Genomic DNA, 26,438 nt, shown 5'->3' with positions numbered 1-26,438 from the left:
CGGCCAGACTGACCTCGAGGGCGGGCGCCGACGGATCCTGGCGCCCGCCTTTCGGCGCCGGAAATCCGTCGGCTCACGAACAGTCCCCACCCGACGAAACCCAGAAACGACCGGCATGAGGGCGCCCTGCTGACAGAGCAGTGCCGATTATTCCATTTGACCAGCCGTACAAAGGGCAAGCTTGAGCTTCGAAGCGATGGAGACCCATTTCCATAACCGGCTGTTTGTTGTCAGCCCTGCCCTTCGGTCCATGGCGCGATTCTGATCATCGCCTGCCCGAACAAGTCCGACGTCACCATAGTTGCCAGCCAGTGGCGCACCCTTTGCGGCGCGCAGGCCGCGAACCACTCTGCATCGACCCCGGCGAACTGGCGAATAAACGGAAACAGCGCGATATCGCTGAACCCGCGCGTCGCACCGCCAAGATAATCCTGTTCCTTCAGCCGCTCGTCGAGTTCCGCCAGCATCCCCAAACCCGCCGCGCGATGCATCAGCGGATCGACATCATAGCGGCCAGCATATTTATAACGATCGAGATGATGTTTGAACGCACCGTCGAACTTCGCGACCAACGCCGCGTCGGCGCGCGGTAGCCAGTCCTCGGGGTCATGCTGCGATAAGGCCCAGTGCATGATATCGATGCTTTCATCGATCACCGCCCCATCCGCCAGCACGAGCACTGGCACGGTTCCTTTGGGCGATGCGGCAAGCATGGCGGCAGGCTTGTCGCGCAGTTCCACTTCGCGATGTGCGTAGATCGTCCCGCTCACCAGCAACGCCATCCGCGCGCGCATCGCGTACGGACAGCGGCGAAAGCTATAGAGGATCGGGATGCCGGGCATCGCGGGCGCATAGCCGATCACAAACGCGCCGCCAAATCGCCCGCGCCCCATCCGCCGGATGGAGGCGCGGTCTCAAAGCCGCGCGCAGCAATTTCTCGTAGAATCCGCCGAAGGTCCGGTCCGGCGCGATCATTCTCCTTAAGGGGTTCCGCCGGGCGGCGTGCGCCGCGCCGGCGGAGACATTCCGGGTCAGTCGGCCTTGTCGTAGGAAAACTGGATTCCAGCGGTGCCGCCCGTCTCGATGAACAGGTTCATGAAGGCGGGAACGGTCTCGCTGCGCTTCCAGTCGCGCTGCAGTTCGCAGAAGAGTTGCGGGACCGAAATCATCTTGCCCCCCGCCTGCTCGATCCGCCGCAGCGCGGCGTCGTGCGCGGCGAGCGAGGTGCCGCCCACCGCATCGACCGGGACATAGACCTCATAACCTTCGGCAAGCGCATCGAGCGCGGGAAAGGTCAGGCAGGCTTCGGTCCAGAGTGCGGTCATGATCAGCTTCTTGCGTCCGGTGGCTTCGACCGCCTTGCGGAATTCGACATCTTCCCAGCTATTGATCGTCGTGCGGTCATAGGTCGGGTAGTTGCCGAGTATCTTGCGGACCTGCGGCACCGGCGGCTTGTTGAGGCCGGTTTCGACATTCACCGTCGAATGGACGATCGGCAGGTCGTAAGCGACCGCCGCCCGGGCGCAGCCGGCGATGTTGTTGAGCAGTAGCTGCCGGTCCATCGAGGCGATCGAATTCACCTGCACGGGTTGATAGTCGATGATGATGAAGGCGGAATTCTGCGGGGTCAGCAGATGGTCAGCCTTCGGATCGCGGATCGCTTCGCTTGTCATGGGTCTTCTCCTGCATATGGGCGCGCCGAAGGGCCGGCAGGCAACTGCCGTCGCGGCGGGGCACGCGGGTCCACCGTCAATTCATCGAGGGGAGAGAGGACCCGGCTCCCGGGAGGTGGGGAAGGAGCCGGGTCCGCGTCAGGCTGCGACTGGCGCCAGCCTGCCGTTGTTGAAATCGTCGATGGCTTGGCGGATTTCGGCCTCGCTGTTCATCACGAAGGGTCCGTAGCCAACGATCGGTTCGTCGATCGGTTCGCCGGTCAGGACGAGGATCGTCGCGTCGCCGTCGGCGTGGACCTGAATCGATCCCCCTTCCCGGCTCAGCAACACCATCTCGGCCTCGCCCGCGTCCTCGCTGCCGCCCACGGTGACATGGCCGGCCAGCACCACCAGCATCGCGGTGTGCCCTTCGGGCAGGTCGAGCGTCAGATCGGCGTCGCGGTTCAGCCGGACGTCCCAGACGTTGATCGGGGTAAAGGTCCGCGCCGGCCCCTGCGCGCCGAGCATCTCGCCCGCGATCACCCGGCCGAGGCCCGCACCACCCGGCAGCTCGACGGTCGGAATGTCCGCCGCCGTGATACCCTGATAGCCGCCCGGCGCCATCTTGTCCTTCGCGGGCAGATTGACCCACAGCTGGACCATCCGGAACGGACCGCCGGTCTTGCCGAACGCCGGCGAATGATATTCCTCGTGCAGGATCCCGCCCGCCGCCGTCATCCACTGGACGTCGCCGGGGCCGATGATGCCGCCGTTGCCCGTCGAATCATTGTGCTCGACCTCGCCGTCATAGACGATCGTCACCGTTTCGAACCCGCGGTGCGGATGCTGTCCCACGCCGCGTCGATCGGTGGTCGGCGCGAAATTATAGGGGCCGGCATAGTCGAGCAGCAGGAAGGGGCTGACCTGACCGCCGAGGCTGTTGTACGAAAAGAGCGAGCGGACCGGAAAGCCGTCGCCGACCCAATGCTGGTTGGGATTGCTGTAGGTGCCAAGGATCGTCTTCATCTTGCATCTCCTGCGCCTCCAGGGGGAGGCATCTGTTGAAATGCACAATAATCCTTCGCCAAAGACGCCGAAAGATTGCTAAAATGGACTCAGAGTCCTATTGATAGGACAATGCAGGACCTCAACGACCTCTATCTCTTTGTGCAGGCGGTCGATCATGGGGGTTTCGCCGCGGCCGCGCGCGCGCTGGGCTTGCAGAAATCGAAGGTCAGCCGCCGCATCGGCTTGCTCGAAGATCGACTGGGCGTGCGCCTGATCCAGCGCTCAACGCGGCGCTTTTCGGTCACGGAGATCGGTCAGGAATATTACCGCCGCTGCGTCGCGATGCTCGTCGAGGCCGAAGGCGCCCAAACCGTCATCGACCAGTCGCGCGCCGAACCATGCGGCGTCGTGCGGCTCAGCTGCCCGACCGGCCTTCTCGCCTTCCAGTTCGGCGAACTGCTCGGGCGCTTCATGGCGCTCTATCCGGCAGTCGAGCTCCATGTCGAAAGCACCAACCGCCGCGTCGACGTCATCGGCGAAGGGTTCGACCTCGCGATCCGTGTCCGGCCACCGCCGCTCGCCGAGAGCGAGCTTGTCATGCGCCGTTTCGACGAGCGCACGATCCGGATCGTAGCCAGCCCGGATTTGCTCAAGCAACGGGCCATTACCCTGCCCGCCGATCTCGCCGGCCTGCCCAGCCTCGACTTCGGCCCGGCGGGCGGCGAGCATCGCTGGCGCCTGACCCATGCCGACGGCAGCGTCGCGGAGGTGCGCCATTCGCCGCGGCTGGTCACCGACGATATGGCGGTGCTGCGCGACGCCGCCCTTGCCGGGGCCGGGGCTGCGCGCCTGCCAACGCTTGTCGTTTGGGACGATTTGCAAGCAGGACGACTGGTGACGGTGCTGCCCGATTGGAGACCTTCGAACGAAATCGTCCATGCGGTATTTCCATCCCGGCGCGGGCTCCTTCCTTCGGTGCGGGCGCTTCTGGATTTTCTCGCGGACGAGTGTGCTGCGCAGCGGCGGCGAGTACCGGAATCCGGCCACGACTGAGTTTTTGGCCCGTTGCTGCCAGTCAGCTTTCAAGAGCGCCGATGAGTAGCAGCCCGACCGAGACGATCGGGCTCAGCATTTTTGGCCTTTCCGGTTCTGGCGAGGCCGCGCGCGCTGGCGCCCGCATCGGCGACGTCGATCGCGGTGTTGGCGACCGAATTGGCAACAGCGCCGCCGGTTCCTGTACGGCCGGCCGTTTGTTGACTGTCGGCAGTTGTGAGCATCAGGAAGAGCCCTCCCCCAGCATGTAATCCGCCACGCTATACGAATGGCTGGCCTGATAGGCATTCCTGCCGCGATTCATATGGGTCAGATTGAATCTCCGAACAGCGCGCAGCGCGCGAGGGGCCGTGAGGAAGTCGCGGATGGAAGCGGAGCCTCGTATCTTGATGACGAAGATGTCCGGACCGCTCGGAACCGAATAGCGCAAGTCCTCGGGCGTCCGCACGCTCCCCTCTAGAAGCACCTGGTCGATCATCTCCTGCGCAAACGACCCATCGGTCGTGAAATCCGAAAGGTGAACAATGAACCTTGCGCGGAGATCGTCGCCGTCGGCGTAGAGCGTGAACAGTTCCATCCAACTCGCGTTGACGCGGACCAACGGCTTGTCCGACGTCGATGGCAGGCAGGAAACCGACCAGTACGTGCGCTCCGTCGCGCGAGGCAAGGGAATGCAGGTCTGGCCGTATAGCTCGAGAATCTCAAATAGCTCGGACGCCTGCGGTCGACGAAGCAGCTTCTGGAAGCGATGCGCATATTTTATCCGCTGCTCGATCGAATCCTGCCGCTCTTCCGCGTCGGCCAGTTCCGCCCTGCCCTCCAGCCACTCGTCCTGCTGTTCGAGATCCAGAAATTGGCGCAGCCCTTTGGCGCTCTGGCTAGATTTCTTGTTCATGCCCCAAGAATGCGAGACACGCGCCCAATCATCAATAGCGTCCGCGATTTCCACGCCGATGCGGCGGCCCGCGCCGGCAATCCAAGCCTATTCCACCCCGTCGATCCGCAGCAATTGCTTGCCCTGATTTGAGCCGTTGAACAGCCGCAAGAATGTTTGTGGGATGATGTCGAAACCATGCTGGATGTCGGTACGATAGCGGATCCGGTCGCTGCGGGCCCATTGCCTGAGTTCCACCATAGCAGAGGGCACACGATCCAGATGGTCGAGCAGGATAAAGCCGCGCATCTCGGCGCGCTGCGGAATCAGCCGCATCAGGTTGCGCGGCCCGACAGCGGCGTGCGTGTCGTTATAGCCCGAAATGGCACCGCACAGCACGATCCGGCCAAAGCGTGCGATATGCGCGATTCCCGCTTCGAGCGTGGCGCCGCCCACATTGTCGAAGAATAGGTCGATTCCCTCGGGCGCGAGCTTTCCCAGCCGCGCTCGCACATCCTCCGCGCGATAATCGATCGCAGCGTCGGCACCATAATCCTCTATCAACCAGCGGCATTTTTCGGCGCCTCCAGCGATCCCGATCACGCGCGCGCCAGCGAGCCGCGCGATCTGGATGGCAACCGATCCGACCGCACCCGCCGCACCCGAAACGAGCACGCAATCCCCCGCGCGGAGCCGGCCGACATCATACATGCCGACATAGGCGGTTAGGCTCGCCGCGCCGAATATGCCCAATGCCTCTTCGGGCGCCGTATCTTCGGAAATGGGCACGGGGTCGGGGTCGCCCGCCCGCGCCGCAACGGCATAATCCTGCCATCCGAACAACCCCCGCACCATCGAGCCCTCCGGATAGGCCGGATTGCCCGACGCGATCACGCGCGCGACCGCGCTGCCGCGCACGGGCTCATCGATCATGATGGGGGGCAGATAGTTTGGGACATCGTCCATCCACCCGCGCTGCGCGGGATCGAAGCCGAGCATGAGGTTGCGGACGAGGATTTCGCCCGCGGCCAGATCGGCCCGCGGCACGGGCGCGTCATGCCGCGCGAAATCATCCACGCTGACGTGCCCCCTGGGGCGCCGCGCGAGCAGCCATTGGCGATTGACGGTCTCTGCGGGCATGACGGCACTCCGGTATGGCAGTGGAAGACCGCATCATTATCGCAACCGTCCGACGCCTTCGCCAAGTCGCCATTGTCCTGCGCCGCGCACAGAATGTTTTCGAATCCCGCCCACCATATGCGGCTTCTCCGTCGCGACGTCAGCCCATCTGGGCAAGGCTCAGAAAGATCGGCCGCTCGCCGCCGCCATGCGCGGCGATCCTTGCACCGCTGATATAGGCCGCGTCCGGCGACGCCAGAAAACTGACGACGCCTGCAATATCGGGCCCGCGTGCCATCCGGCCAAGCGGCAGCATCGCATCGATCCGTTTCATCCCCGCCTCGCCGCCATAATGATCGGCCGCGGCCTCGGTGGCGACCAGCCCCACGACGATCGCATTGACGCGCACCTTCGGCCCCCACTCCATCGCAAGCGATTCGGTGAGGCTCAGCAGCCCCGCCTTGGCCGCGCCATAAACCGCCGTTCCCGGCGACGGCCGCGTACCCGAGACGCTGGCGATATTGACGATGCTCCCGCCATCCTCCTGCGCCTGCATGATACGGTTGGCGGCCTGCGCGACATGCAGCGGCGCGAGCAGATTGAGCGCGAGGACGCGTTCCGAAAAACGCGGCGACGCGGAGGCCGCATCGGCTTCGGGGGAGCCCCCGGCATTGTTCACGGCGAGGTCGAGCCGGCCGTGGCGTTCGAAAATGCGGTCGACCATCGCCTGAACCTCGTCCGCCGAACGCACATCGCACGCCTCGAACTCCGCCGCCGCGTCAAGGTGGCGCGGCAGGTCGCCGGGGGCATTGCGGCCGCAGATCACGACGCGCAGGCCATCTTCCAGCAGCCGCTCGGCGATCGCGCGGCCGATTCCGCGGCTGCCGCCGGTCACGAGCGCCACGCGCTGTTTCTCGTCCGCCATATCCATCTCCATTTCTCACCCACCTCTCTCTGATCGGGCGGCGGGAAAGTCTCTCTCCATATGGTGGTATCGGCCGAACAGCCAGCGCGCCTATCCATCTTGCAACATCGCGGGCGCCCTCGTGCCCGGCGCCTGTGGGCTGGAGAGTGGATTGAACAAGCAATTGACCATCGAAGAGTTCGTCGCCTCGCTGAAGAGCGGGATGACGATCGGGATTGCCGGCTGGGGGCCGCGCCGCAAGCCGATGGCGCTGGTCCGCGCGATCCTGCGCTCGGAGCTCACCGACCTGACGATTGTCGCCTATGGCGGCCCCGAGGTCGGGATGCTGTGCGCCGCGGGCAAGGTGAAGAAGCTGATCTTCGGCTTCGTCTCGATGGACGCGATCCCGCTCGAGCCTTATTTCCGCAAGGCGCGTGAGGCGGGGACGCTCGACATTCTCGAACTCGACGAAGGCATGCTCCAATGGGGCTTGAAGGCCGCGGCGTTCCGCTTGCCCTTCCTCCCCACCCATGTCGGGCTCGGCACCGACGTGATGACGCACGGCGGGTTCAAGACCGTCCAGTCGCCCTATGACGATGGCGAAGTGCTGCTCGCGATGCCCGCGCTCAAGCTCGACGCGGCGCTGCTCCACGTCCACCGCGCCGACAAGCTCGGCAATATCCAGGCGCTCGGCCCCGATACATATTATGACGAATGGTTCGCGCGCGCCGCAGACCGGACCTTCGTCTCGGCCGAGGAAGTCGTCGACCGGATGGACCACAGCTATCCTGAGGATGCGCGCGCGAACATCGTCGAGCGCTGCTTCATCCACGGCGTCGTCGAGGCGCCGCTCGGCGCGCATCCGACGTCAATGCCGCCTTCCTACGGCTGGGACATGAAGCACCTCAAATCCTACGCCGACAGCGCGCGCGAGGATGGCGGCTGGGACCGCTATTTCGCCGACACGATCGGCGCCGATGAGGCGGGTTATCTCGATCGCGTGGGCGGCAAGGATGCCGTCGCCGCCCTCCCCCTTCCCATTTTCTGAGGCGGCCGACACCATGACCACCGCACCCGAATTCACCCTTTGCGAACAGCTGATCGTCGCCGCGTCCGAGGCGTGGCGCGGCAATGGCGAACTCGTCGCGACCGGCATCGGCCCCGCGCCGCGCCTCGCCGCCGGCCTCGCCAAGCTGACGCACACACCCGAACTGATGATGACCGACGGCGAGGCGTATCTGGTCGAGGATCCGGTGCCGCTCGGCCCGCGCGGTTACGACGATCGCAAGGCCGCGGGCTACCTTCCCTTCTCGCGCTTCTTCGACGCCGCGGTGTGGTCCGGCAAGCGCCACGCGATGGTCACGCCGAGCCAGATCGACCGTTTCGGGCAGACGAACATCTCTTACCTCGGCGGCACCTACGACCAGCCGAAGGTGCAGATGCTCGGCGCGCGCGGCTTTCCGGGCAACAGCATCTGCCACATCAATTCGATGTTCGTCCCCGCGCATTCGAAGCGTATCTTCGTCGAGGGCGAGGTCGATATGGTGTCGAGCGTCGGCTACAACCCGGCGCGGCGTACCCCCGGCGTCGACTTCAGCCGCGTCGACCTGCGGCTGATCGTCACCGACCTTTGCGTCATGGACTTCGGCGGCACGGACAACGCGATCCGCGTTGTGATGCTGCATCCCGGCGTGACCTTCGAACAGGTGCAGGAAGCGACCGGCTTCGCGCTCGAAGCCGCATCTGAGATTACGGAAACCCCCGCCCCGACCGCCGAACAGCTCGCGATCATCGCGCAGCTCGACCCGCATCGTCTGCGCGCCGGGGTGCTCAAGGACAATCCCGCAGGCAAGAGGAGCTGAACCATGAGCGATCAGAATGACGGGCTGGTTCCGCCGGTCGACGAAGCGCCGGTTTACGAGACCGATACGCCGGTCCTTTACGAAGCGGCGGACGGCATTGCGTGGGTGACGCTGAACCGGCCGCAATATCACAATGTCCAGAACAGCCAGATGACCTACGCGCTAGACGATGCCTTTTTCCGCGCGGTCGACGACGATGCGGTCAAGGTCATCGTCCTGAAATCCGACGCCAAGCATTTCAGCGCCGGCCACGACATCGGCACGCCGGGGCGCGACTTTCATTCGCCCGTCGAGCGCCGGCTGATGTGGTACGATCATTCGACCAAGGCGGGCGCCGAAAAAGCCTATGCTCGCGAGCATGAGCAATATCTGGGCATGTGCAAAAGGTGGCGGGACATTCCCAAGCCGACCATCGCGCAGGTCCATGGCGGCTGCATTGCGGGCGGGCTGATGCTTGCGTGGGTGTGTGATCTCATCATCGCATCGGACGATGCCTTTTTTCAGGATCCGGTGCTGCAGATGGGCTTTCCGGGCCTCGAATATTTCGCGCATTGCCACGAACTCAATGTCCGGCTGGCGAAGGAATTCCTGTTCCTCGGCGAACGGATGAGCGCCGAGCGCGCGCGCGAAGCCGGGATGGTCAACCGCGTCGTGCCGCGCGCCGAGCTGGCGGACGAGGTGAAGCGCGTCGCCGAACGGATCGCGACGCAGCCGCGGCTCGCGCTGCAACTCGCAAAACAGGCGTGCAACCATATGGAGACGCTCGCGGGCAAGAATGCCGGGATCGACGCGGCGTTCGGCTATCATCATTTCGCGCACGCCAACAACAGCCTCGTCAAGGGCGACTATATTGCCGGGTTCGACGGCAAGAAGATGGCCGAAGCCAACAAGAAGGACGCCGGCCAAAAGGATCGGGACGCGGGCTGATGACCGATCCGCTCGCCACCATCCTGACCGAACGGCTCGGCTGCCGCCTGCCGGTGATCCAGACCGCGATGGGCTGGATCGCGACGCCGGGGCTGGTGATCGCGTCCAGCGAGGCGGGCGCGTTCGGCTTCCTCGCAGGCGCGGTGATGCAGCCCGCCGAGCTTGAGGCCGCGATCGTTGCGGTCAAGGCGGGGACGAAACAGCCGTTCGGCGTCAATTTCCACATGTTCCAGCCGGGCGCGGCGGAAATCGTCGAGATCATCCTGAAGCACCGCGACCAGATACGCGCAGTCAGCTTCGGGCGCGGTCCCGATGCGAAGATGATCGGGCGCTTCAAGGACGCGGGTATCCTCTGCGTGCCGACCGTCGGTGCGGTCAAGCACGCGCAGAAGATGGTGCAGCTCGGCGTCGATATGGTCACCGTTCAGGGCGGCGAAGGCGGCGGGCATACCGGGTCGGTCGCCTCGACGATATTGCTGCCGCAGGTGCTCGACGCGGTGAAGGTACCGGTGATCGCGGCGGGCGGCTTTGGCGACGGGCGCGGGCTCGCGGCCGCGCTGGCCTATGGCGCGGTCGGCATCGCGATGGGCACGCGCTTCCTGATGACGCGCGAAAGCCCAATCCCCGACCTCACCAAGGCGCGCTATGTGAAGGCGGGGACCGACGACATTCTCGTGTCGACCAAGGTCGATGGCTTGCCCCAGCGGATGATCAAAAATGCGCTGCTCGACCGGATCGAGCGATCGTCGGGCCTCGGCATCTGGCGCCGCGCGATCGACAGCGGGCTTGCGATGAAGCGCCAGACCGGCGCCTCGTTCGGCGAATTGTTCAAGGCCGCCAAAGGCATGACCAGTCACGGCGGGCTCACGTTGCCGCAGGCGATGATGGCGGCCTCCGCCCCGATGCTGATCCAGAAGGCGGTGGTCGAAGGCGATCCCGATCACGGGCTGATGGCAACGGGGCTCGTCGCGGGGCGCCTCGCCGACCTTCCGAGCTGCGCCGAGCTTCTCGCCGGCATCGAGCGCGAAGCGCGCGCGCGCCTCGCTGCCCTTTCATCTTCACCGCAAACGGGGGCCTGACCCATGCCGATCCATACCGAGATCAAGGACCGCATCGCCGAGATCGTCTTCGACGTCCCGCCGGTCAACGCGTTCGACAGCGAAACGTGGAACAGCCTGCCCGCGATCATCCGCGACGCCGGGCAGAACCCCGAAGTCAATGTCGTGCTGATCCGCGCCGCCGAAAGCGCGCGCGGCTTCTGCGGCGGCGTCGACATCAAGGAGATGCAGGCGCATCCCGAGCGCATCACCCTGCTCAACCGCGGCAATTACCTGACCTTCAAGGCGGTGCGCGACTGTGAGGTGCCCGTCGTCGTCGCGGTCCATAAATTCGTTATCGGCGGCGGCATCGGCATCTGCGGCGCGAGCGACACGATCATCGCCGCCGACGACGCCTTTTTCTCGCTGCCCGAGGTCGATCGCGGCGCGATGGGCGGCGCCTCGCACCTCTCGCGCATGCTGCCGCTCCACAAGGTCCGCGCGGCCTTCTTCACCGGCGGCAATATCCCGGTCGCGGAAGCGTATCGGCTCGGCGCGGTCGAAAAAATCGTGCCGCGCGAGGCGCTGGTCGACGAGGCGCGCGCCTTTGCAAGCATCATCGCGGGCAAGTCGCGCAAGGCGCTGGTGATCGCGAAGGAGGCGCTGAACGGGCTCGAAGCGCGCGACGTCGATCGCGGCTATCGCTGGGAACAGGGCTTCACGCTCGAAATGTATATGCACGAAGACAGCCAGAAATCGCGCGACGCCTTCGTCGAGACGGGCAAGGCGGCCGAATTCTGATGCACCTCGCCTACACCCCCGAACAACAGGATTTCCGCGCCGAGGTGCGCGCGTGGATGGAAGCCAATGTCCCGAAGGAACCGCTCGTCACCCTCGAACGCGAAGACGGCTATCACCAGCATGTCGAGTGGGAGCGGAGGCTCGCGAGCGGCAACTGGGGCATGGTCACCTGGCCCGAGGCTTACGGCGGGCGCGGGCTCGACCTGATCCAGTGGCTGATCTTCGAAGAGGAATATTATCGCGCCGGCGCGCCGCTGCGCGTCAACCAGAACGGCATCTTCCTGCTCGGCCCGACGGTGATGGAATTCGGCACCGACGAACAGAAGGCGCGTTTCCTGACCCCGATGGCGAAGGGCGAAGTGATCTGGGCGCAGGCATGGTCCGAACCCAATGCCGGGTCGGACATGGCGGCGATTACGTCCAAGGCGATCCGCGACGGCGATCATTATGTGATCTCGGGCCAGAAGACCTGGTCGAGCCGCGCGAGCTTTGCCGACTGGGGTTTCGGGCTGTTCCGCACCGACCCCGAGTCGAAGCGGCACAAGGGACTGAGCTTCATCCTGTTCGACCTCAACGCTCCCGGCGTGACGCGCCGCCCGATCCGCCAGCTCCACGGCGATCCGGGCTTTGCCGAGCTGTTCTTCGACGAGGTGCGCGTTCCGGTCGAAAACCGCATCGCGGGCGAAGGCGAGGGCTGGAACGTCGCGATGGCGACCGCGGGTTTCGAGCGCGGGCTGATGCTGCGCTCGCCCGCGCGCTTTCAGGCCGCCGCCGAACGCCTCGTCAAACTGTTCCGCGCGCATGAGACCAAGGCCGCTCCCGCCGCGCGCGAGCAGGTGATGCAGGCCTGGATGGATGCGCAAGCTTATGCCTACAACACCTATGCCGTCGCCTCGAAGATCATGGCGGGCGGGCATATCGGCGCCGAGGCGAGCCTCAACAAGATATTCTGGTCCGAACTCGACCGCGCCGCGCACCGCACCGCGATGCAGCTCCTCGGCGCCTCGGCCGAGCTGCGCCACCTCGACGGCGGCGCGCTCAACATGTGGCTCGAAGGCTATATCTTCTCGCTCTCGGGCCCGATCTACGCCGGTTCGAACGAGATCCAGCGCAACATCATCGCCGAGCGCCTGCTCGGCCTGCCGAGGTAAGCGGGCATGGACTTCATAATCACCGAAGATCAGGCGACGCTGACGCAAGGCGTGCGCGATTATCTCGCGGGCGTTCACGGCCCCGAACTGCTGCGCGCGCTCGACACCAGCGACAGCCGCCGCTCGGCCGACGTCTGGCGGGGTCTCGTCGAGATGGGCCTGCCCGGCCTGCTTGTCCCCGAAGCGCGGGGCGGGCTCGGCCTCTCGCTGCTCGATGCGGTGCTGATCGCCGCCGAACTCGGCCGCGCAGGAGTCGCCGAGCCGCTGGCCGACACCGCGCTCGTCGCCGCACCGCTGCTCGCCAAGGCGGGCGGGCAGGACGCGCTGCTCGGGGCGATCGCCGCGGGTGAAGCCAAGGTCGCGCTCCAGCACCCGGTCAATCCGTGGGTCGCCGATCTTGAGGACGCCAGCCATATCCTGTCGGTGAAGAATGGAGCGCTGTTACTCACCGAAAGGAGCGGCGACTCAGAACTGCTCGATAGCGTCGACCCGCTCCGCCGCCTCTATGCGCCCGTTGCCGCTTCGGGGGTTGACGTGGGATCGGCCGACGCCCTCCTCGACCATGCCGCGCTGATCGCCGCCGCGCAGCTTGTCGGCGTCGCCGACGCGATGCTCGAACAGGCGACCGACTATGCGAAGAACCGCAGCCAGTTCGGCCAGCCGATCGGCAGTTTTCAGGCGGTCAAGCATCATCTCGCGACCGCGGTCGTGAAAATCGAGTTCGCCAAGCCGGTGATCCAGCGCGCCGCCGTCGCGCTCGCCGAAGGGACCGCCAGCGCCTCCGTCCACGTCAGCCACGCCAAGCTCGCCGCCGCCGACGCCGCATGGGCGATGAGCGAGACCGCGATCCAGACGCATGGCGCGATGGGTTACACCTATGAAGTCGACCTGCATTTCTGGATGAAGCGCGCCTGGGCGCTGGCCGGCGCATGGGGCGACCGCGCCTTCCATCTCGCGCGCATCGACGCCGCCGTCATCGGCGGCGCGCTGCCGATCGGCCCCGGCCACAGCTTCGCATAAGGAACAAGAATATGGCTGAAGCCTATATCATCGACGCCGTCCGCACCCCCATCGGGCGCAAGAAGGGCAGCCTCGCCGCCGTCCACCCCGCCGACCTCGCCGCGCACCCGATCAAGGCGCTGGTCGAACGCACCGGCATCGACGCGGGTCTGGTCGACGATGTCGTCTGGGGTTGCTGCGACACGATCGGCCCGCAGGCGGGCGACATCGGCCGCACCGCTTGGCTCGTTGCGGGGCTTCCCGAACATGTCCCCGGCACGACGATCGACCGCCAGTGTGGATCGTCGCAGCAGGCGGTCCATTTCGCCGCGCAGGGCGTGATGAGCGGGACGCAGGATCTGGTCGTCGCGGGCGGCAGTCAGGCGATGAACGCGATCCCGATTTCGGCGGCGATGTATGCAGGACAAGCCTATGGCTTCGACAGCCCCTTCATCGGGGCGAAGGGCTGGGACGCGCGCTACGGCACCGAAGAGATCAACCAGATCAAGTCGGCCGAAATGATCGCCAACAAATGGCAGATCAGCCGCGCGGCGATGGAAGAATTCGCGACAGAATCGCACCGCCGCGCGCAGACCGCGATCGACAATGGCTGGTTCAAGGCGGAGATCGCGCCGTTCGAAGGGCTCGAGCAGGACGAAACCGTCCGCCCCCAGACGACCCCCGAAGGGCTCGCGACGCTGAAGACCGTCAACGAGGGCGGTGTGATCACCGCAGGGATAGCCAGCCAGAATTGCGACGGCGCCGCAGCGCTGCTGATCGCGAGCGAGGCGGCGGTGAAGGCGCATGGCCTGAAACCCCGCGCGCGCATCCACCACCTGTCGGTCCGCGCCGACAATCCCATCTGGATGCTCACCGGCCCGATTCCGGCAACGAAATATGCGCTCGAAAAGGCGGGCATGACGGTGGACGACATCGACCTGTTCGAATGCAACGAAGCCTTTGCCTCGATCCCCATGGCATGGATGCAGGAACTTGGCGTGCCGCACGAGAAGGTCAATGTGCAGGGCGGCGCGATCGCGCTCGGTCACCCGATCGGCGCCACCGGCGCGCGCCTCATGACCACATTGCTCGGCGCGCTCGAACGCACCGGCGGCCGCTACGGCCTCCAGACCATGTGCGAAGGCGGCGGTCAGGCCAACGTCACCATCATCGAAAGGCTTTGAGCGACATGGGCATTTGCGAAGGACGGACCGTCATCATCACCGGCGCGGCGCGCGGGCTCGGACGCTCCTATGCGCTCGCCTTCGCCGCCGAGGGTGCCAATGTCGTCGTCAACGACATCGGCACGAGTCTCGCCGGAGAGGGCCGCGATACGTCGGCAGCGGATGATGTCGTCGCCGAAATCAAGGCGGCGGGCGGCAACGCGATCGCCAATTATGAGGATATCACCGACTGGGATGCCGCCAAGCGCATCGTCAACGCGGCGGTCGCGGCGTTCGGCGACCTGCATGTCGTCGTCAACAATGCGGGGATCGTGCGCGACCGCATGTTCGTCTCGGCGACGCCCGAAGAATGGGACGCGACGATGCACGTCCACCTGCGCGGCCATTTCTGCGTCAGCCGCCATGCGGTCGATTATTGGCGCGCGCAGCAGAAGGCGGGCCATCCCGTCGACGCGCGCATCATCAACACGACCAGCGGCGCGGGGCTGCAAGGCTCGATCGCGCAGGCGGCCTATTCGACCGCCAAGGGCGGCATCGCCGCGCTGACCTTGGTGCAGGCGGCCGAACTTGGCCGCTATGGCATCACCGCCAACGCCCTCGCCCCCGCGGCGCGCACGCGGATGACCGAGGGCGCTTTTGCGGACAAGATGGCGGCGGTCGAAAGCGGTTTCGACGCGCAGGATCCCGACAATATCGCACCCACCGTCGTATGGCTCGGCTCCGGACAGTCGAAGCATGTGACGGGCTGCGTCTTCGAGCTCGAAGGCGGACGCATCACGATCGAGGATGGCTGGAAGCTCGGCCCGACGGTCGACAAGCGGGCGAAATGGGCGCCTGCCGACATCGGCGATGCGGTCGACAAGCTGATCGCGGTCCGCAGCGAACCGCGCAAGGTCTGGGGCAGCTAAGATGCATTTCGCCTTCACCGACGAACAGGCGATGATTGCCGAGACGGCGAAAACGTTCTTTGCGGAGAATGCCACGAGCGAGCGCACGCGCGCAGCCATGGCGGACACGGGCGTCGACAAGGCGTTGTGGCAGGCTTTCACCGGCGATCTCGGACTCGCCGGCGTCGCGATTCCCGAGGCACTAGGCGGCGTCGGGCTTGGCATGGTCGAACTCGCGATCTTTGCCGAGGAAGCCGGGGGGCACACCGCGGCGCTGCCCCTCCTCGCAAGCCTAGGGCTTGCCGCTCCGGCAATTCTCGCCGGCGGCACCGACGAGCAGAAGGCACGCCTCCTCCCCCGCCTCGCGTCGGGCGAGCTGGTGGCAAGCTTCGCTGCCGTAAATATGGGCGGAACGCCGGGCGCGGCGCTCAGCGACGAAACGCTGACCGGTGCCGCGCTCCTTGTGCCCCACGGCGCCAGCGCCGACCTGTTCGTGGTTGCGGCCGACAATGGCGTCGCGATCGTCGAGCGCGGCGCCCTCGGGTTCGGCATCACCCCGCTCACCAGCATGGACCAGACGCGCCCCTATGCCCGGCTCGATTTCGGCGGGGTCGCCGTCGAAACGCTCGCCGATCCGCGCGCCGCCGTGCGCGCCGCGCTCACCACCGGCTGGCTCGCCATCGCCGCCGATGCGCTGGGCGGCGCGCAGGCGTGCCTCGACCGGACGGTCGCCTATACGCAGGAACGCATCCAGTTCGGCCGGTCGATCGGCAGTTTTCAGGCGGTCAAGCACCGCCTCGCCGACATGATGGTCGCAATCGAGCAGGCGCGCTCGGCGGTCTATTGGGCCGCCTGCGCGATCGACGAGCGATCGGATGAGGCCGCGTTCGCGGTTCATGCCGCCAAGGCATTCGCCTGCGACACCTACACGCACTGCGCGGGCGAGATGATCCAGCTCCACGGCGGCATCGGCTTCACCTGGGAGCATGACGCGCATCTCTATTTCAAGCGCGCGCGCAGCAACGCGAGCCTGCTCGGCACCCCCGACTGGCACCGCGAACAGGTGGCGGGACTCGCCGGATTGGACGAAGCCGCATGAAGCTTGGATTTTCTCCCGAGGAAGAGGCTTTCCGCGCTGAGGCAGCCGCGTGGCTCAAGGCCGAATTGGAAGGCCCCTTCGCCGACGTGCGCGGGCTCACCAGCCTGACCGAAATGCCCGAACGCCGCCGCGACTGGGAGCGCCGGCTGGGCGAAGCGGGCTGGAGCTGCGTCGGCTGGCCCAAGGCCTATGGCGGCCGCGATGCCACGCTCGCCGAGCAGGTCATCTTCGCCGAGGAATATGCGCGCGCGGGCGCCCCGCCCCGGCTCAACCATATCGGCATCGAACTCGCCGGCCCGACGATCCTCGCCTTCGGCACCGACGAGCAGAAGGCGCGCTTCCTGCCCGCGATCGCACGCGGCGAGGAAATCTGGTGCCAGGGCTATTCGGAGCCCGGTGCCGGCTCGGATCTCGCCAATGTCCGCACCCGCGCGTGGCGGGAGGGCGACGAATGGGTGATCGAGGGACAGAAGGTCTGGACCAGCCTCGCGCAATTTTCCGACTGGATTTTCGTCATCGCACGCACCGAGGAGGGATCAAAGGGACCGAAAGGGCTCTCCTTCCTGCTTGTCCCCGTCGACCAGAGCGGCGTTACCGTCCGCCCGATCCACCAGATCACCGGCGAGGCCGAGTTCAACGAGACGTTTTTCGACGGCGCGCGCACCGACGCCGCCAACATCCTCGGCGCGCCCGGCGATGGCTGGACGGTCGCGATGGGGCTGCTCGGCTTCGAGCGCGGCGTCTCAACGCTTGCGCAGCAAATGGGCTTTCGCAACGAGCTCGACGCGGTGATCGCCGCGGCGCGCGCCAATGGCGAAGCGAAAAACCCGCTGATCCGCCAGCGTATCGCCAGGGCCGAGATCGGCCTCAAACTGATGCGTTATGGCGCGCTGCGCATGCTCACCGATGCCGAGGGCGGCCGGCTCAACCCGTCGGCGCTCACCTACAAGATCCAATGGGCGACATGGCGCCGTGATCTCGGCGAACTCGCGATGGATGTTCTGGGACAGGCGGGCGAGACCGTCGCGGGGCACGAATACGCCTTCCCCGCGCTTCCCAACCTGTTCCTCTATAGCCGCGCCGACACGATCTATGGCGGCACGAACGAGATTCAGCGCAACATCATCGCCGAGCGCGCGCTCGGCCTCCCGCGCGAGCCGCGCGGCGACCTCAAATAAAGGAACGAAGCGTGGCACGACCCGCCCCCGACTACCCCACCCCTACCGGCCTCTTGAAGGGCAAGACCGTGCTGATCACCGCCGCTGCGGGCAGCGGCATCGGCGGCGCGGTCGCGCAGCGCGCAGCCGAAGAAGGCGCGACGCTTTTCCTCTCCGACATGCACGAACGCCGGCTCGGCGAGACCGCCGACCGGATCGAGGGATTGGGCTTCGCACGCCCCGGCACACTCGTCTGCGACGTCACCAATGAAGAACAGGTGCAGGCGCTCGTCGCCGCGGCGATCGCGGGCATGGGCCATATCGATGTCCTCATCAACAACGCCGGGCTCGGCGGCGCGGCTTCGGTCGTCGAGATGACAGATGACCAGTGGCACAAGGTGCTCGACGTGACACTCACCGGCGTCTTCCGCATGACGCGCGCGATCCTGCCGCACATGTACGAGCGCCAGACGGGCGCGATCGTCAACAACGCCTCGGTCCTCGGCTGGCGCGCGCAGAAGCTGCAGGCGCATTATGCCGCGGCGAAGGCCGGCGTGATGGCCTTCACGCGCTGCTCGGCGCTCGAAGCGGCCGAGCACGGCGTCCGCATCAACGCGGTCTCGCCCAGCCTCGCGATGCACGCCTCGCTTTCCAAGGTGACCCCGCCGGGGCTGCTTGAGGAACTGACCGAGAAGGAAGCCTTCGGCCGTTATGCCGAGCCATGGGAGGTCGCGAACGTGATGCTGTTCCTCGCCAGCGGGCTTTCCTCCTACATGACGGGCGAAGTGCTCGCGGTGTCGAGCCAGCAGGCATGAGCGCGCGCGTCTTCGAAAACCCGGCCGCGCTGCTCGCCGCCGTGGGCGAGAGTTTCGGCCCAACCGGATGGCTCGCGATCGAGCAGGATCGTATCGACCTGTTCGCTGAGGCAACCGACGATCATCAGTGGATCCACGTCGATCCCGAGCGCGCGAAAGACGGCCCCTTCGGCGGCACGATCGCGCATGGTTACCTTACGATGAGCCTCGTCAACCGCCTCCTTCCCGAACTGGTCGAGGTGCGCGGCGTGTCGATGGGGGTCAATATCGGCACCGACAATTTGCGCTTCCTGAGCCCCGTCCGCGCGGGCAGCCGGATCCGTGGGCGTGGCGAACTCGTCCGGGCCGAGGAAGCAAAAGGCGGCGTCCAGGCGGTGGTGCGGGTGACGGTGGAGATCGAGGGTGCGGAGAAGCCAGCGTGCGTCGTCGATACGATCAGCCGGTTTTATCCGGAAAATTGAGATTCTGCGCGGCGGGCGCTGTCTGCGATGGAGTGGAAAGCGGATGCCAGTCGAACGAATGACCGCCCGGTAAAAATAGGGCTAGTTGGTCAAGGCTGTCCGCGCGGCCGGCAAATATGTCCTGCTGATCGGAACGGCCGTGTCATCAACCAGCCGGGCGATTGCTCGTCCCGGCGTTCTTTCCAACGCGTGAACGCCGTCTTTGGCCACCCACCAGCTACGGTGCACGCGAAGGCCCAGCCGGGGATCGATGATCGCCGCCGCGTCCGCCAGCCGCATCAGGATCAGTGCCGAGCCGTGGAGCGTGTGCACGCGCACATAATGATCCTCGGCTTCCAGTGCGAGAATGTCCCGGCGCAAAGCCGCTGGAAGCTTCGACACGAACTCGCGCGGGTATTCGGGGGCGGCGGCTGGCTTTTCCACGGGTGCGGCCACAGTCATCGGATCGTCCGGCGAGATGACGCGGGCGATCAACAGCTGGACGAGCGCAACGTAGGGAAATAACGCGAGCAGTTGAACGGGACTGAACATTCTGCCCGGTCGGACAACCCCCATGGCCCACGCCACAAAGAAGGTCATGGGCACCGCGGATGCGGCTGCTACTGCGATGATCCGTGTTGCCGTTCTCCTGCCCGGCGAACTGGACGGAAGGACTCGCTCCGCGGCAGCAGCGGCTCCAAAGCCGACGAGTGCGATGATCATCCAGAAAGGATATCGCACCTCTGGGCCGAGAGCGGTTTGCGATCCGAATGGCCCCGTCACTCCAAGCACTGCGCCAAAAGCCACCGCGCTGAGCGGCCCCCGCCATTTCCCCATCATTCGCCATTCACGCATCGCCAACTGCATCGGTCTACCAGTCACGAAATTGCGGAAGCTATTCACGATTTTCCCCATTGTCGACAGACATCGCGACCGGCCAACCAGCCAGCACGAAATGTTGACATGGAGAAAGCAATGAAGCGGATTATCGCGGGCTTGGCATTGGCATCTGCAGCCGTTCCAGTGGCAGCAAGCGAGGCCGTAAACATGCGTTTTGAGTGCGGCGCGGGAGCCGCTACGGCGGGCAGCGAGGCCCCGAACCTCCACGGAAACTGGGATTTCCTGATGCATGTCGGGACAACGCCCAATTTCGGACTTCTGTCGATCGGCTTCGTCGAAGACGCTTATGGCGGGTCGCTGTCGCTGTGGATGACGGCACCCGTTATACTGCGCAATATCACCTTGACCGGCAACAGCTTCCACATGGCGGTCGCCTCCCGCGAAGGCGACGTGCTATTCGACGGCACGCTCTCGGCCAAGGGCGACCGGATGTGCGGAACCATTACCTACCACGGCGGCCGCACCTTCCCGGCGGTGGCGCAGAAGCGGCCTTCAACCTATCAGTCGCAACCTCAGGCTCAGCGGGTTCGGTAGTCGGCTGAACGAGCGGATGGGTAGCTGGCGAGAGAAGGGCCGCAATGGATCGCTAGACGTCGTCCTGTCGCATCGGACGATGGCTACGCCCCCGAATCGCGCAGAAGGAATTTCTGCACCTTACCCGCAGCGTTCACCGGCAGCGCGTCGAGGATCACCACCTGGCGCGGCACCTTGTAGTTCGCCATATTCTCGCGGCACCAGCCGACGATCTCTTCGGGGGTGGCGTTCGCACCGGGGCGCAGGACGACATAAGCCTTAGGCACTTCGCCCAGCCGTTCGTCGGGTACGCCGATCACCGCCGACTGCATGACCGCCGGATTGGCGGCGAGCAGCCCTTCGATTTCGGCCGGATAGGCGTTGAAGCCGCCGACGATGAAGATGTCCTTGGCGCGGTCGGTGATCTTCACATTGCCGCTTGCGTCCTGCACCGCAATGTCGCCGGTGCGCAGCCAGCCTTCGCTATCGATCGCCGCCGCGGTCGCCGCCGGGTCGTTGAAATAGCCCTGCATTACATTGGGCCCCCGCACGAGCAGTTCGCCCGCTTCGCTGGGCGCTACTATCTTCTCGGCCTCATCGACAAGCTTGACCTCGATCCCGGCGAGCGGACGGCCTGCGGTGTTGGCAATCGTCACAGCGTCGTCGCCGACGCTACACATCGTCACGACGCCGCAGGTTTCGGTGAGTCCATAGGCGGTGAGCACGACGTCGATGCCGAGCTTGCCGCGCATCTCCTCGATCAGGGTCACCGGCACCGACGCGGCGCCCGTGATCGAAACGCGCAGCGAAGAAATATCATGGTCGCGATAAGGACCCGCGAGCAGGCTCTGGAAGATCGTCGGCGGACCGGGGAGTAATGTCACCCGTTCGCGCTCGATCCGTTCGAGCACCTTGTCGGTCTGGAACACGGCGTGGGGCAGCACGGTCACCCCGCGCATCAGCGCCACCAACCAGCCGGCCTTGTAGCCAAAGCTGTGGAAGAAGGGGTTGATGATCAGGAAATTGTCGCCCGGCCCATAGGTCAGCGTCTCGCCATAAGCGAGGTACAGGCGGACATTTTGCCCATGCGTCGTCACGGCGCCCTTCGGATTGCCCGTGGTGCCCGAGGTGAAGAGGATGTCGCAGACCTGATCCTCGCCCAGCGCGTCCATCCGTGCGGCGACCGCGGCATCGGAAAGCGCCGCGCCGCGATCAAGGAAGGTCTGCCAGGCCATGCCACCCTTGTCGCCTTCCATCAGGACGATCCCGCGCAGATCGGGCAGGTCCTCGTCCGTGATCAAGTCCGGATAGGCGGTGCCGAGGAAATCCGAGACGGTGAACAGCAGCTTGGCGCCGCTGGTGCGCAGGATATAGCCCGCCTCGCGCCCCTTCAGCCGCGTGTTGAGCGGCACGATCGCCGCGCCCGCTGCCTGCGCGCCGACCGCGGCGATAATCCAGCCAATCGCATTGGGCGCCCAGATCGCGATCCGATCCCCCGCCACGACACCCGCCGCGATAAAGCCCTTGGCGGCGGCGCGCACCAGCGGTTCGAGATCGCGATAACGAACCTCGGTCCCGTCCTCGCCCCGGATCGCGACGGCATCGCCATGCGCGCGCGCCGCGGCGAAGATTTTATGGGGTATCGTGAACTTGGCTTCGGCCACGGCAGATCGTCTCCTGCGCCGGACATCCATGGACAGGCCGCCCATTGCCCGATCGATTTGCTCCCCGCTGCGTTACGCGCGGGCGTGGCCGCGACAACCCCTATTCGGGGGGCGCGCGATTTGCGCACCGCCTCTTGCCGCTCGGGTCCGGACAGGTCATTGCGGGATCGAGACCGACTCCCCAGCTTACCGGGTGGCGGGACGCGAACAGGAAGCGAAGCCGGAATGCGGATCGGAAAACCTCTGGCCGAAGTCGATGAACTGGTGACCCTGCTGTATCGCGGGCCGCTCGAGGCGACGCCGTGGCTGGGCTTCCTCGAAGCGCTGAGCCGCCGGATGCGCTGCGCGAGCGCGGCGATCACGTTGCGGCTCAGCCGGCAGGGCACGCCGCCGCTCATCATATGGGGGCCGCCGCCCGTGATCGACGAGCGCGAGGCGCGGCGGATTCACGCGGTCCATGCCGAACTCGGCGATCTCGACCCACTGCGCAACGCGCTGACGAAAGCCGGCGACATCTTCCGGCTGAGCGAGGTTATTTCGCCCGAGGATCTTCGCGGCAATCGCTTCTATCGCGAGATATTGCAGCCCTATGGCATCGAATATCAGCTGGGCATGTATATTTCCGAGCCCGGCGGGTGGGAGGGCAATGTCGGCCTGACCAACGGCCCCGATGAAGAGGATTTCACCGACGACGACAAGGCGGTGCTGCTCGCTTTGCGCCCGCATCTCGAACAATCGCTCGCGCTCTTCTCGCGCATCCGCCGCGACGAGACCGAGCTGCAGGTGATGATCGATACGCTCGACCGGCTGACGCTCTGCACCTTCATCCTTGATGGCGCGGGGCGCATCCTGCGCACCAACAGCGCGGGTCGCGCGCTGATCAAGTCGAGCACCGCGCTGCGCGCCGCCGACGACCGGCTCGTGCTCGCGAGCAAGACGGGCAACGCGCAGCTCCAGCAACTCGTCGGCAAAGCGGTCGCGGCGCGCCGCGATGGAGGCAGCTTCGCCGAAGGCCTGCGCGTCGAGGCCGACATCGATCGCCATCTGGGCGTGCTCGTGCGCACGATCGAGACGCCCTCGCGCTACAGCAACGAGGCGGGGCCGGCCGCGGTGGTCTATGTCTCGGGGCTCGACAACAACCGGCCGCTCGAAAGACTGGTCAGCCAGATCTTCGACCTCACCCCATCCGAAGCGCATCTGGCGGCGCTGCTCGCGACCGGGCTCAGCCTCGCCGAAGCGGCGGCCAAGCTTGAGCTCACCGAAAATACCGTGCGCAGCTATTGCAAGACCATCCTCAGCAAGACCGGGGTAAGCCGGCAGGCCGATCTCGTCCGCCTCATCCTGCGCAGCGTCGCCGTTCTCGGCTGACGGCCCCGGCGGCGCACGTCAGCCTTCGATCGCGCGGCGGTAATGCGGCAGGGCGACAAGGAGCAGGCCGATGATCAGTGGCAGCACGACCGCGCCGGCGATCGCGATCGAATAGCCCAGCGCCGCCTGGTCGCCGAAACCGAAATCGGTGATCGCGGCGATGACACTGGCACCCAGCCCCATCCCCACCAGATTGACGCATAAGAGTGAGATCGCGGTGACCTGCCCGCGCAGCTGATTGGGCGTCACATCCTGGATCGCCGTCAGCATCACGCCTTGCGACGCCTGCCCGATCAGCGTGCCGATCGCCATCATCGTCAGCGACAGAAAGGCGGTCGGCATCAGCGGTGCGACGATCAACGGAACGCCCTTCAGCACGGTGGCGATCAACACGACGCGCATATTGGCGTCCGCCCGGCCGCCCTGCATCAGCCGTCCCGCGAGCCAGCCACCCGACAGCGTGCCGACGGTGCCGCAGGTCAGCATGATCATCCCGTAGGACATCCCCACCTCGGCCGGGCTCATGCCGTAGCTGCGGATCAGGAAGGTCGGGAACCACAGCGCGGTGCCGATCGCCAGAAGCGCAATCAGGGCGAGCGAACCGATCAGCGAACCGAACAGCGCCCAGCGCTCTGAAATATAGTCGAACCCTTCGCGCAGGCTGCTTTGCACCGACAGGTTCGCCGCGAGTTCCTGCCGCGCCGGCTCGCGGATCGTCATCATCAGTGCCGCGACGATCAATCCGGGCGCCGCAACGCACAGGAACACCATCTGCCACGGTTCGAAACTGCCGAGCCATGGCAATGTCACGCCGCCGGTCTTGGTAAAGCGCGCGAGCAGCCAGCCGCCGATCAACAGCGCCAGGCCGCCGCCGATCGGATAACCGATCGCATAAAAGCTGATCGCCAGCGCCCGTCGTCGTCGCTCGAAATAGTCGCTGATCAGCGAATAGGCGGTCGGGCTAAGCGTCGCCTCGCCCACCCCGACGCCGACGCGCGCGAGGAAGAGCCCGATGAAGCTGCTGGTAAAGCCGCAGGCGGCGGTCATCGCCGACCAGAACAGCACCCCCCAGACAATCAGCGTCGCGCGCCTTTTGGTGCGATCGACAAAGCGGCCGATGGGCAGCGCGGCGATGCTGTAGAGCAAGGAAAAGGCAAAACCCTGGAGCAGGCTGATTTCGAAATCGCTGAGGTTCAGGTCGCGCTGGATCGGTTCAACCATCAGCGTCAGCACGCGCGCATCGATCGCGCTGAAGCAATAGCCGACGAACAGGATCGCGACGACCAGCCAGCGGTAGACGCCGCGAGAGGGCACAGCGCCTGCCGACGGCTCGTCGGCTACCGCGGCGGTCACCATGCCGACGGCGGGTCCCGCCGCGCCAAAATCTGTTCGGTTCGCGCGGCGATCAGCACGTCATTCTCCTCGCTTTCGGGCAACAACCAGAAACGCCCCGCGCGAATGCCATCGAGTGCGAAGGCGGATACCTCGGCGGGTTCGGTCAGCTTGAGCTTGAGCCCAGTCGTCCGTACCAGATCTTCCATCGTGCGATAGGCGACTTTGGTCTGCGCTTCATTTTCGACATAGTCCGCGGGGCGGACTTCGCCCGACGCCATGATCGCGGTGTTGACCGTGTGCGGCCCCGGGAAGAGCGTGGCGGCGCGCAGCTTGCCCCCTTCGCGCAGCAATTGCTGGTGCAACACTTCGGAGATGCTGGTCACCGCCGCCTTGGTGGCGGCATAAATGGGGGTGTTGGGCAGCGAACGCAGCCCGCCGTTGGTCGAGCTGGTGTTGACGACCACGCCCTCCTGTCCTGCCTCGATCATGCGCGGCACGAAGGCCGCAATGCCGTGGATGACGCCGAGCACATTGACGTCGATGCCCCAGCGCCAGTCGCTGAGCGGAAGCGTCCACAGCTTGCGCTGCGCCTCGCCCAGCCCGACGCCGGCATTGTTGAACAGGATATGCACCGTCTCGAACTGGCCAAAAACCTGATCCGCCAGCGCCCGCACCGATGCTTCCTTGGTCACGTCGCAGGCGATGGCGAGCACCTGCCCCGAACCCAGCGCGTCAACCTCGACGCGCACGGCTTCAAGCCGTGCCGGATCGATATCGGCAATCACCACATGCGCCCCGGCGCGGGCGAGGTCGGCGCACAGACATTTGCCAACCCCGCTCGCCCCACCGGTAACGACGGCCACCCGGCCAGAAAAATCGTCCATCAGGCGGCCTTCCGCTCGCCGATCTCGGCCCCAACATTGCGCGGATCGTCGTGGCGCCCGACCCAGTGCGGCGCGATCCATTCGCCCGGCACCTTGCGCAGCAGCGTGCCGCCGGTCGCGGTCCCTCCTTCGACATATTGCATGTCGGTGATGCGGCGAACGGGGATATCGGCGAGCGGATCAAAGGCCGAATCGCGCAAGGTGATCGTCCCCGTCATCGCCCGGCGGGAATCGTAATTGCGTTCCCAGTTGAGGCGGGTGAGGAAGACGTCGCCGTCGAACTGACCCGGCTGGTCGATCGACGGCATCCCCTTGTAGCAGAAAAGATGCTCTTCGAATTTCAGCGGCTGGTCGATCGCTTCGCCGATCGTGCCTTCGATTTCGAAATAGGCGATGCCGTGGCGCGAGCAGGTCGCGCGCAGATGGTCGCCATTGCGTTCGAAATGCGTCTCGGCGATCTTCTTCGGCTCGCCGAAACGCTCGCGGCCGGAGGTGACGACGGTTTCGCCCTCCATCGCCATGTGGAAGCAATAGGCTCCCGGTGCGCCTTCATGCGTGCAATTGACCCCGACGGTCAGTGCGCCAATCTCGACCGTATCGGTTTCGGTCACATGCATCGCCACATGCACCATCTGCAGCCAGATTTCGGGCTTTGCGGTCGCGACGAGCGGTTGCGGCAGCAGCGCCGCGATGATTTCGGGATCGGTCTCATATGTCGCGCGAATCCCGTAGACGGTGTTGCGCAGCATTCCCGGCGCACGGGTTTCGACGGGACCCTGAACATAACGCAGTCTGGACATCGCAA

At 65.6% G+C, this 26,438-nt stretch carries 28 protein-coding genes; 17 read left to right on the top strand and 11 right to left on the bottom strand.

Going from position 1 to position 26,438, the window contains the following annotated elements; genetic code table 11:
• Nucleotides 1-230: 230 nt before the first annotated feature.
• From ATE70_RS02590 to ATE70_RS02580, 3 genes are all read right to left on the bottom strand, one after another.
• A complete protein-coding gene (locus ATE70_RS02590) occupies nt 231-842 on the bottom strand; it encodes a glutathione S-transferase (RefSeq protein WP_058536519.1) in 612 nt (203 codons plus the stop codon).
• A 189-nt stretch (nt 843-1,031) separates the two neighbouring features.
• Complete coding sequence (locus ATE70_RS02585; RefSeq protein WP_058536371.1) at nt 1,032-1,673, bottom strand: hydrolase; 642 nt, start codon at nt 1,671-1,673, stop codon at nt 1,032-1,034.
• 138 nt (nt 1,674-1,811) lie between these two features.
• Nucleotides 1,812-2,678, bottom strand: coding sequence for a pirin family protein (locus ATE70_RS02580; protein WP_058536370.1), 867 nt, complete (start codon nt 2,676-2,678; stop codon nt 1,812-1,814).
• Nucleotides 2,679-2,789: 111 nt separating this feature from the next.
• Here ATE70_RS02580 and ATE70_RS02575 point away from each other — a divergent pair, with 111 nt between their 5' ends.
• On the top strand, nt 2,790-3,713 hold the full coding sequence (locus ATE70_RS02575; protein WP_058536369.1) for a LysR substrate-binding domain-containing protein: 924 nt from the start codon (nt 2,790-2,792) through the stop codon (nt 3,711-3,713).
• Nucleotides 3,714-3,754: 41 nt separating this feature from the next.
• Nucleotides 3,755-3,964 carry a hypothetical protein gene (locus ATE70_RS24675; protein WP_156419614.1) on the top strand — a complete coding sequence of 70 codons (210 nt, stop codon included), beginning with the start codon at nt 3,755-3,757 and terminating at the stop codon, nt 3,962-3,964.
• On the opposite strand, the gene ATE70_RS02570 is transcribed toward ATE70_RS24675, so the two are convergent.
• The 3 genes from ATE70_RS02570 to ATE70_RS02560 all read right to left on the bottom strand — a co-directional run bounded on the left by ATE70_RS02570 (nt 3,937) and on the right by ATE70_RS02560 (nt 6,631).
• Nucleotides 3,937-4,608 (bottom strand): hypothetical protein, encoded by a 672-nt coding sequence (locus ATE70_RS02570; protein ID WP_058536368.1) that lies wholly within the window; start codon nt 4,606-4,608, stop codon nt 3,937-3,939. The two genes, ATE70_RS24675 and ATE70_RS02570, sit on opposite strands and share 28 nt — an antisense overlap.
• An 87-nt stretch (nt 4,609-4,695) precedes the next feature.
• Entirely contained in the window at nt 4,696-5,727 is a 1,032-nt protein-coding gene (locus tag ATE70_RS02565) for an NADP-dependent oxidoreductase (protein WP_082639279.1), read from the bottom strand.
• A 139-nt stretch (nt 5,728-5,866) separates the two neighbouring features.
• Nucleotides 5,867-6,631: an SDR family oxidoreductase gene (locus ATE70_RS02560; protein WP_082639348.1), complete on the bottom strand. Its 765-nt coding sequence runs from the start codon at nt 6,629-6,631 to the stop codon at nt 5,867-5,869.
• Between the two features lie 163 nt (nt 6,632-6,794).
• Here ATE70_RS02560 and ATE70_RS02555 point away from each other — a divergent pair, with 163 nt between their 5' ends.
• From ATE70_RS02555 to ATE70_RS02495, 13 genes are read left to right on the top strand one after another with little or no spacing between them, the layout of a single operon-like run.
• Nucleotides 6,795-7,658: a CoA transferase subunit A gene (locus ATE70_RS02555; protein WP_269433717.1), complete on the top strand. Its 864-nt coding sequence runs from the start codon at nt 6,795-6,797 to the stop codon at nt 7,656-7,658.
• Nucleotides 7,659-7,671: 13 nt separating this feature from the next.
• A complete protein-coding gene (locus ATE70_RS02550; RefSeq protein WP_058536365.1) occupies nt 7,672-8,472 on the top strand; it encodes a CoA-transferase subunit beta in 801 nt (266 codons plus the stop codon).
• 3 nt (nt 8,473-8,475) lie between these two features.
• On the top strand, nt 8,476-9,399 hold the full coding sequence (locus ATE70_RS02545; protein WP_058536364.1) for an enoyl-CoA hydratase: 924 nt from the start codon (nt 8,476-8,478) through the stop codon (nt 9,397-9,399).
• Nucleotides 9,399-10,478, top strand: a complete 1,080-nt coding sequence (locus ATE70_RS02540) for an NAD(P)H-dependent flavin oxidoreductase (protein WP_058536363.1) — start codon at nt 9,399-9,401, stop codon at nt 10,476-10,478. The genes ATE70_RS02545 and ATE70_RS02540 overlap by 1 nt, the downstream gene beginning before the upstream one ends.
• A 3-nt stretch (nt 10,479-10,481) precedes the next feature.
• Nucleotides 10,482-11,237, top strand: coding sequence for an enoyl-CoA hydratase family protein (locus ATE70_RS02535; protein ID WP_058536362.1), 756 nt, complete (start codon nt 10,482-10,484; stop codon nt 11,235-11,237).
• Nucleotides 11,237-12,388, top strand: coding sequence for an acyl-CoA dehydrogenase family protein (locus tag ATE70_RS02530; RefSeq protein WP_058536361.1), 1,152 nt, complete (start codon nt 11,237-11,239; stop codon nt 12,386-12,388). Before ATE70_RS02535 ends, ATE70_RS02530 begins: the two co-directional genes overlap by 1 nt.
• Nucleotides 12,389-12,394: 6 nt before the next feature.
• Nucleotides 12,395-13,408, top strand: coding sequence for an acyl-CoA dehydrogenase family protein (locus ATE70_RS02525; RefSeq protein WP_058536360.1), 1,014 nt, complete (start codon nt 12,395-12,397; stop codon nt 13,406-13,408).
• Between the two features lie 11 nt (nt 13,409-13,419).
• Nucleotides 13,420-14,571 carry an acetyl-CoA C-acetyltransferase gene (locus ATE70_RS02520; protein WP_058536359.1) on the top strand — a complete coding sequence of 384 codons (1,152 nt, stop codon included), beginning with the start codon at nt 13,420-13,422 and terminating at the stop codon, nt 14,569-14,571.
• 5 nt (nt 14,572-14,576) lie between these two features.
• Nucleotides 14,577-15,479: an SDR family oxidoreductase gene (locus ATE70_RS02515; RefSeq protein ID WP_058536358.1), complete on the top strand. Its 903-nt coding sequence runs from the start codon at nt 14,577-14,579 to the stop codon at nt 15,477-15,479.
• Nucleotide 15,480: 1 nt separating this feature from the next.
• Nucleotides 15,481-16,557, top strand: coding sequence for an acyl-CoA dehydrogenase family protein (locus ATE70_RS02510; protein WP_058536357.1), 1,077 nt, complete (start codon nt 15,481-15,483; stop codon nt 16,555-16,557).
• On the top strand, nt 16,554-17,735 hold the full coding sequence (locus tag ATE70_RS02505) for an acyl-CoA dehydrogenase family protein (RefSeq protein WP_058536356.1): 1,182 nt from the start codon (nt 16,554-16,556) through the stop codon (nt 17,733-17,735). The genes ATE70_RS02510 and ATE70_RS02505 overlap by 4 nt, the downstream gene beginning before the upstream one ends.
• An 11-nt stretch (nt 17,736-17,746) precedes the next feature.
• Entirely contained in the window at nt 17,747-18,529 is a 783-nt protein-coding gene (locus tag ATE70_RS02500; protein WP_058536355.1) for an SDR family oxidoreductase, read from the top strand.
• Complete coding sequence (locus ATE70_RS02495) at nt 18,526-18,990, top strand: MaoC family dehydratase (protein WP_058536354.1); 465 nt, start codon at nt 18,526-18,528, stop codon at nt 18,988-18,990. Before ATE70_RS02500 ends, ATE70_RS02495 begins: the two co-directional genes overlap by 4 nt.
• Before the next feature lie 81 nt (nt 18,991-19,071).
• Here ATE70_RS02495 and ATE70_RS02490 read toward each other — a convergent pair whose 3' ends face one another.
• Nucleotides 19,072-19,884, bottom strand: a complete 813-nt coding sequence (locus ATE70_RS02490) for a LytTR family DNA-binding domain-containing protein (protein ID WP_058800990.1) — start codon at nt 19,882-19,884, stop codon at nt 19,072-19,074.
• A gap of 60 nt (nt 19,885-19,944) precedes the next feature.
• Between ATE70_RS02490 and ATE70_RS02485 the strand changes: the two genes are divergently transcribed.
• On the top strand, nt 19,945-20,403 hold the full coding sequence (locus tag ATE70_RS02485; RefSeq protein WP_197411357.1) for a hypothetical protein: 459 nt from the start codon (nt 19,945-19,947) through the stop codon (nt 20,401-20,403).
• A gap of 83 nt (nt 20,404-20,486) precedes the next feature.
• Here the strand turns inward: ATE70_RS02485 and ATE70_RS02480 are convergent, their stop codons facing one another.
• On the bottom strand, nt 20,487-22,046 hold the full coding sequence (locus tag ATE70_RS02480; protein ID WP_058536351.1) for a FadD3 family acyl-CoA ligase: 1,560 nt from the start codon (nt 22,044-22,046) through the stop codon (nt 20,487-20,489).
• Between the two features lie 225 nt (nt 22,047-22,271).
• Here ATE70_RS02480 and ATE70_RS02475 point away from each other — a divergent pair, with 225 nt between their 5' ends.
• Nucleotides 22,272-23,414, top strand: a complete 1,143-nt coding sequence (locus tag ATE70_RS02475) for a helix-turn-helix transcriptional regulator (RefSeq protein WP_058536350.1) — start codon at nt 22,272-22,274, stop codon at nt 23,412-23,414.
• Between the two features lie 18 nt (nt 23,415-23,432).
• Here the strand turns inward: ATE70_RS02475 and ATE70_RS02470 are convergent, their stop codons facing one another.
• The 3 genes from ATE70_RS02470 to ATE70_RS02460 are packed head-to-tail and all read right to left on the bottom strand — an operon-like array spanning nt 23,433 to nt 26,433.
• Nucleotides 23,433-24,770: an MFS transporter gene (locus tag ATE70_RS02470; RefSeq protein WP_058536349.1), complete on the bottom strand. Its 1,338-nt coding sequence runs from the start codon at nt 24,768-24,770 to the stop codon at nt 23,433-23,435.
• Nucleotides 24,764-25,633 carry an SDR family NAD(P)-dependent oxidoreductase gene (locus ATE70_RS02465; protein ID WP_058536348.1) on the bottom strand — a complete coding sequence of 290 codons (870 nt, stop codon included), beginning with the start codon at nt 25,631-25,633 and terminating at the stop codon, nt 24,764-24,766. Before ATE70_RS02465 ends, ATE70_RS02470 begins: the two co-directional genes overlap by 7 nt.
• The gene (locus ATE70_RS02460) at nt 25,633-26,433 is read right to left on the bottom strand and encodes an acetoacetate decarboxylase family protein (RefSeq protein ID WP_037514883.1); all 801 of its coding nucleotides are present in this window, start codon (nt 26,431-26,433) and stop codon (nt 25,633-25,635) included. The genes ATE70_RS02465 and ATE70_RS02460 overlap by 1 nt, the downstream gene beginning before the upstream one ends.
• Nucleotides 26,434-26,438 lie beyond the last annotated feature (5 nt).

Origin of the sequence: Sphingopyxis sp. H053 (genome assembly GCF_001468225.1) — a bacterium.
Classification (GTDB): Bacteria; Pseudomonadota; Alphaproteobacteria; order Sphingomonadales; family Sphingomonadaceae; genus Sphingopyxis.
This window is presented reverse-complemented; position numbering and strand designations above follow the sequence as displayed.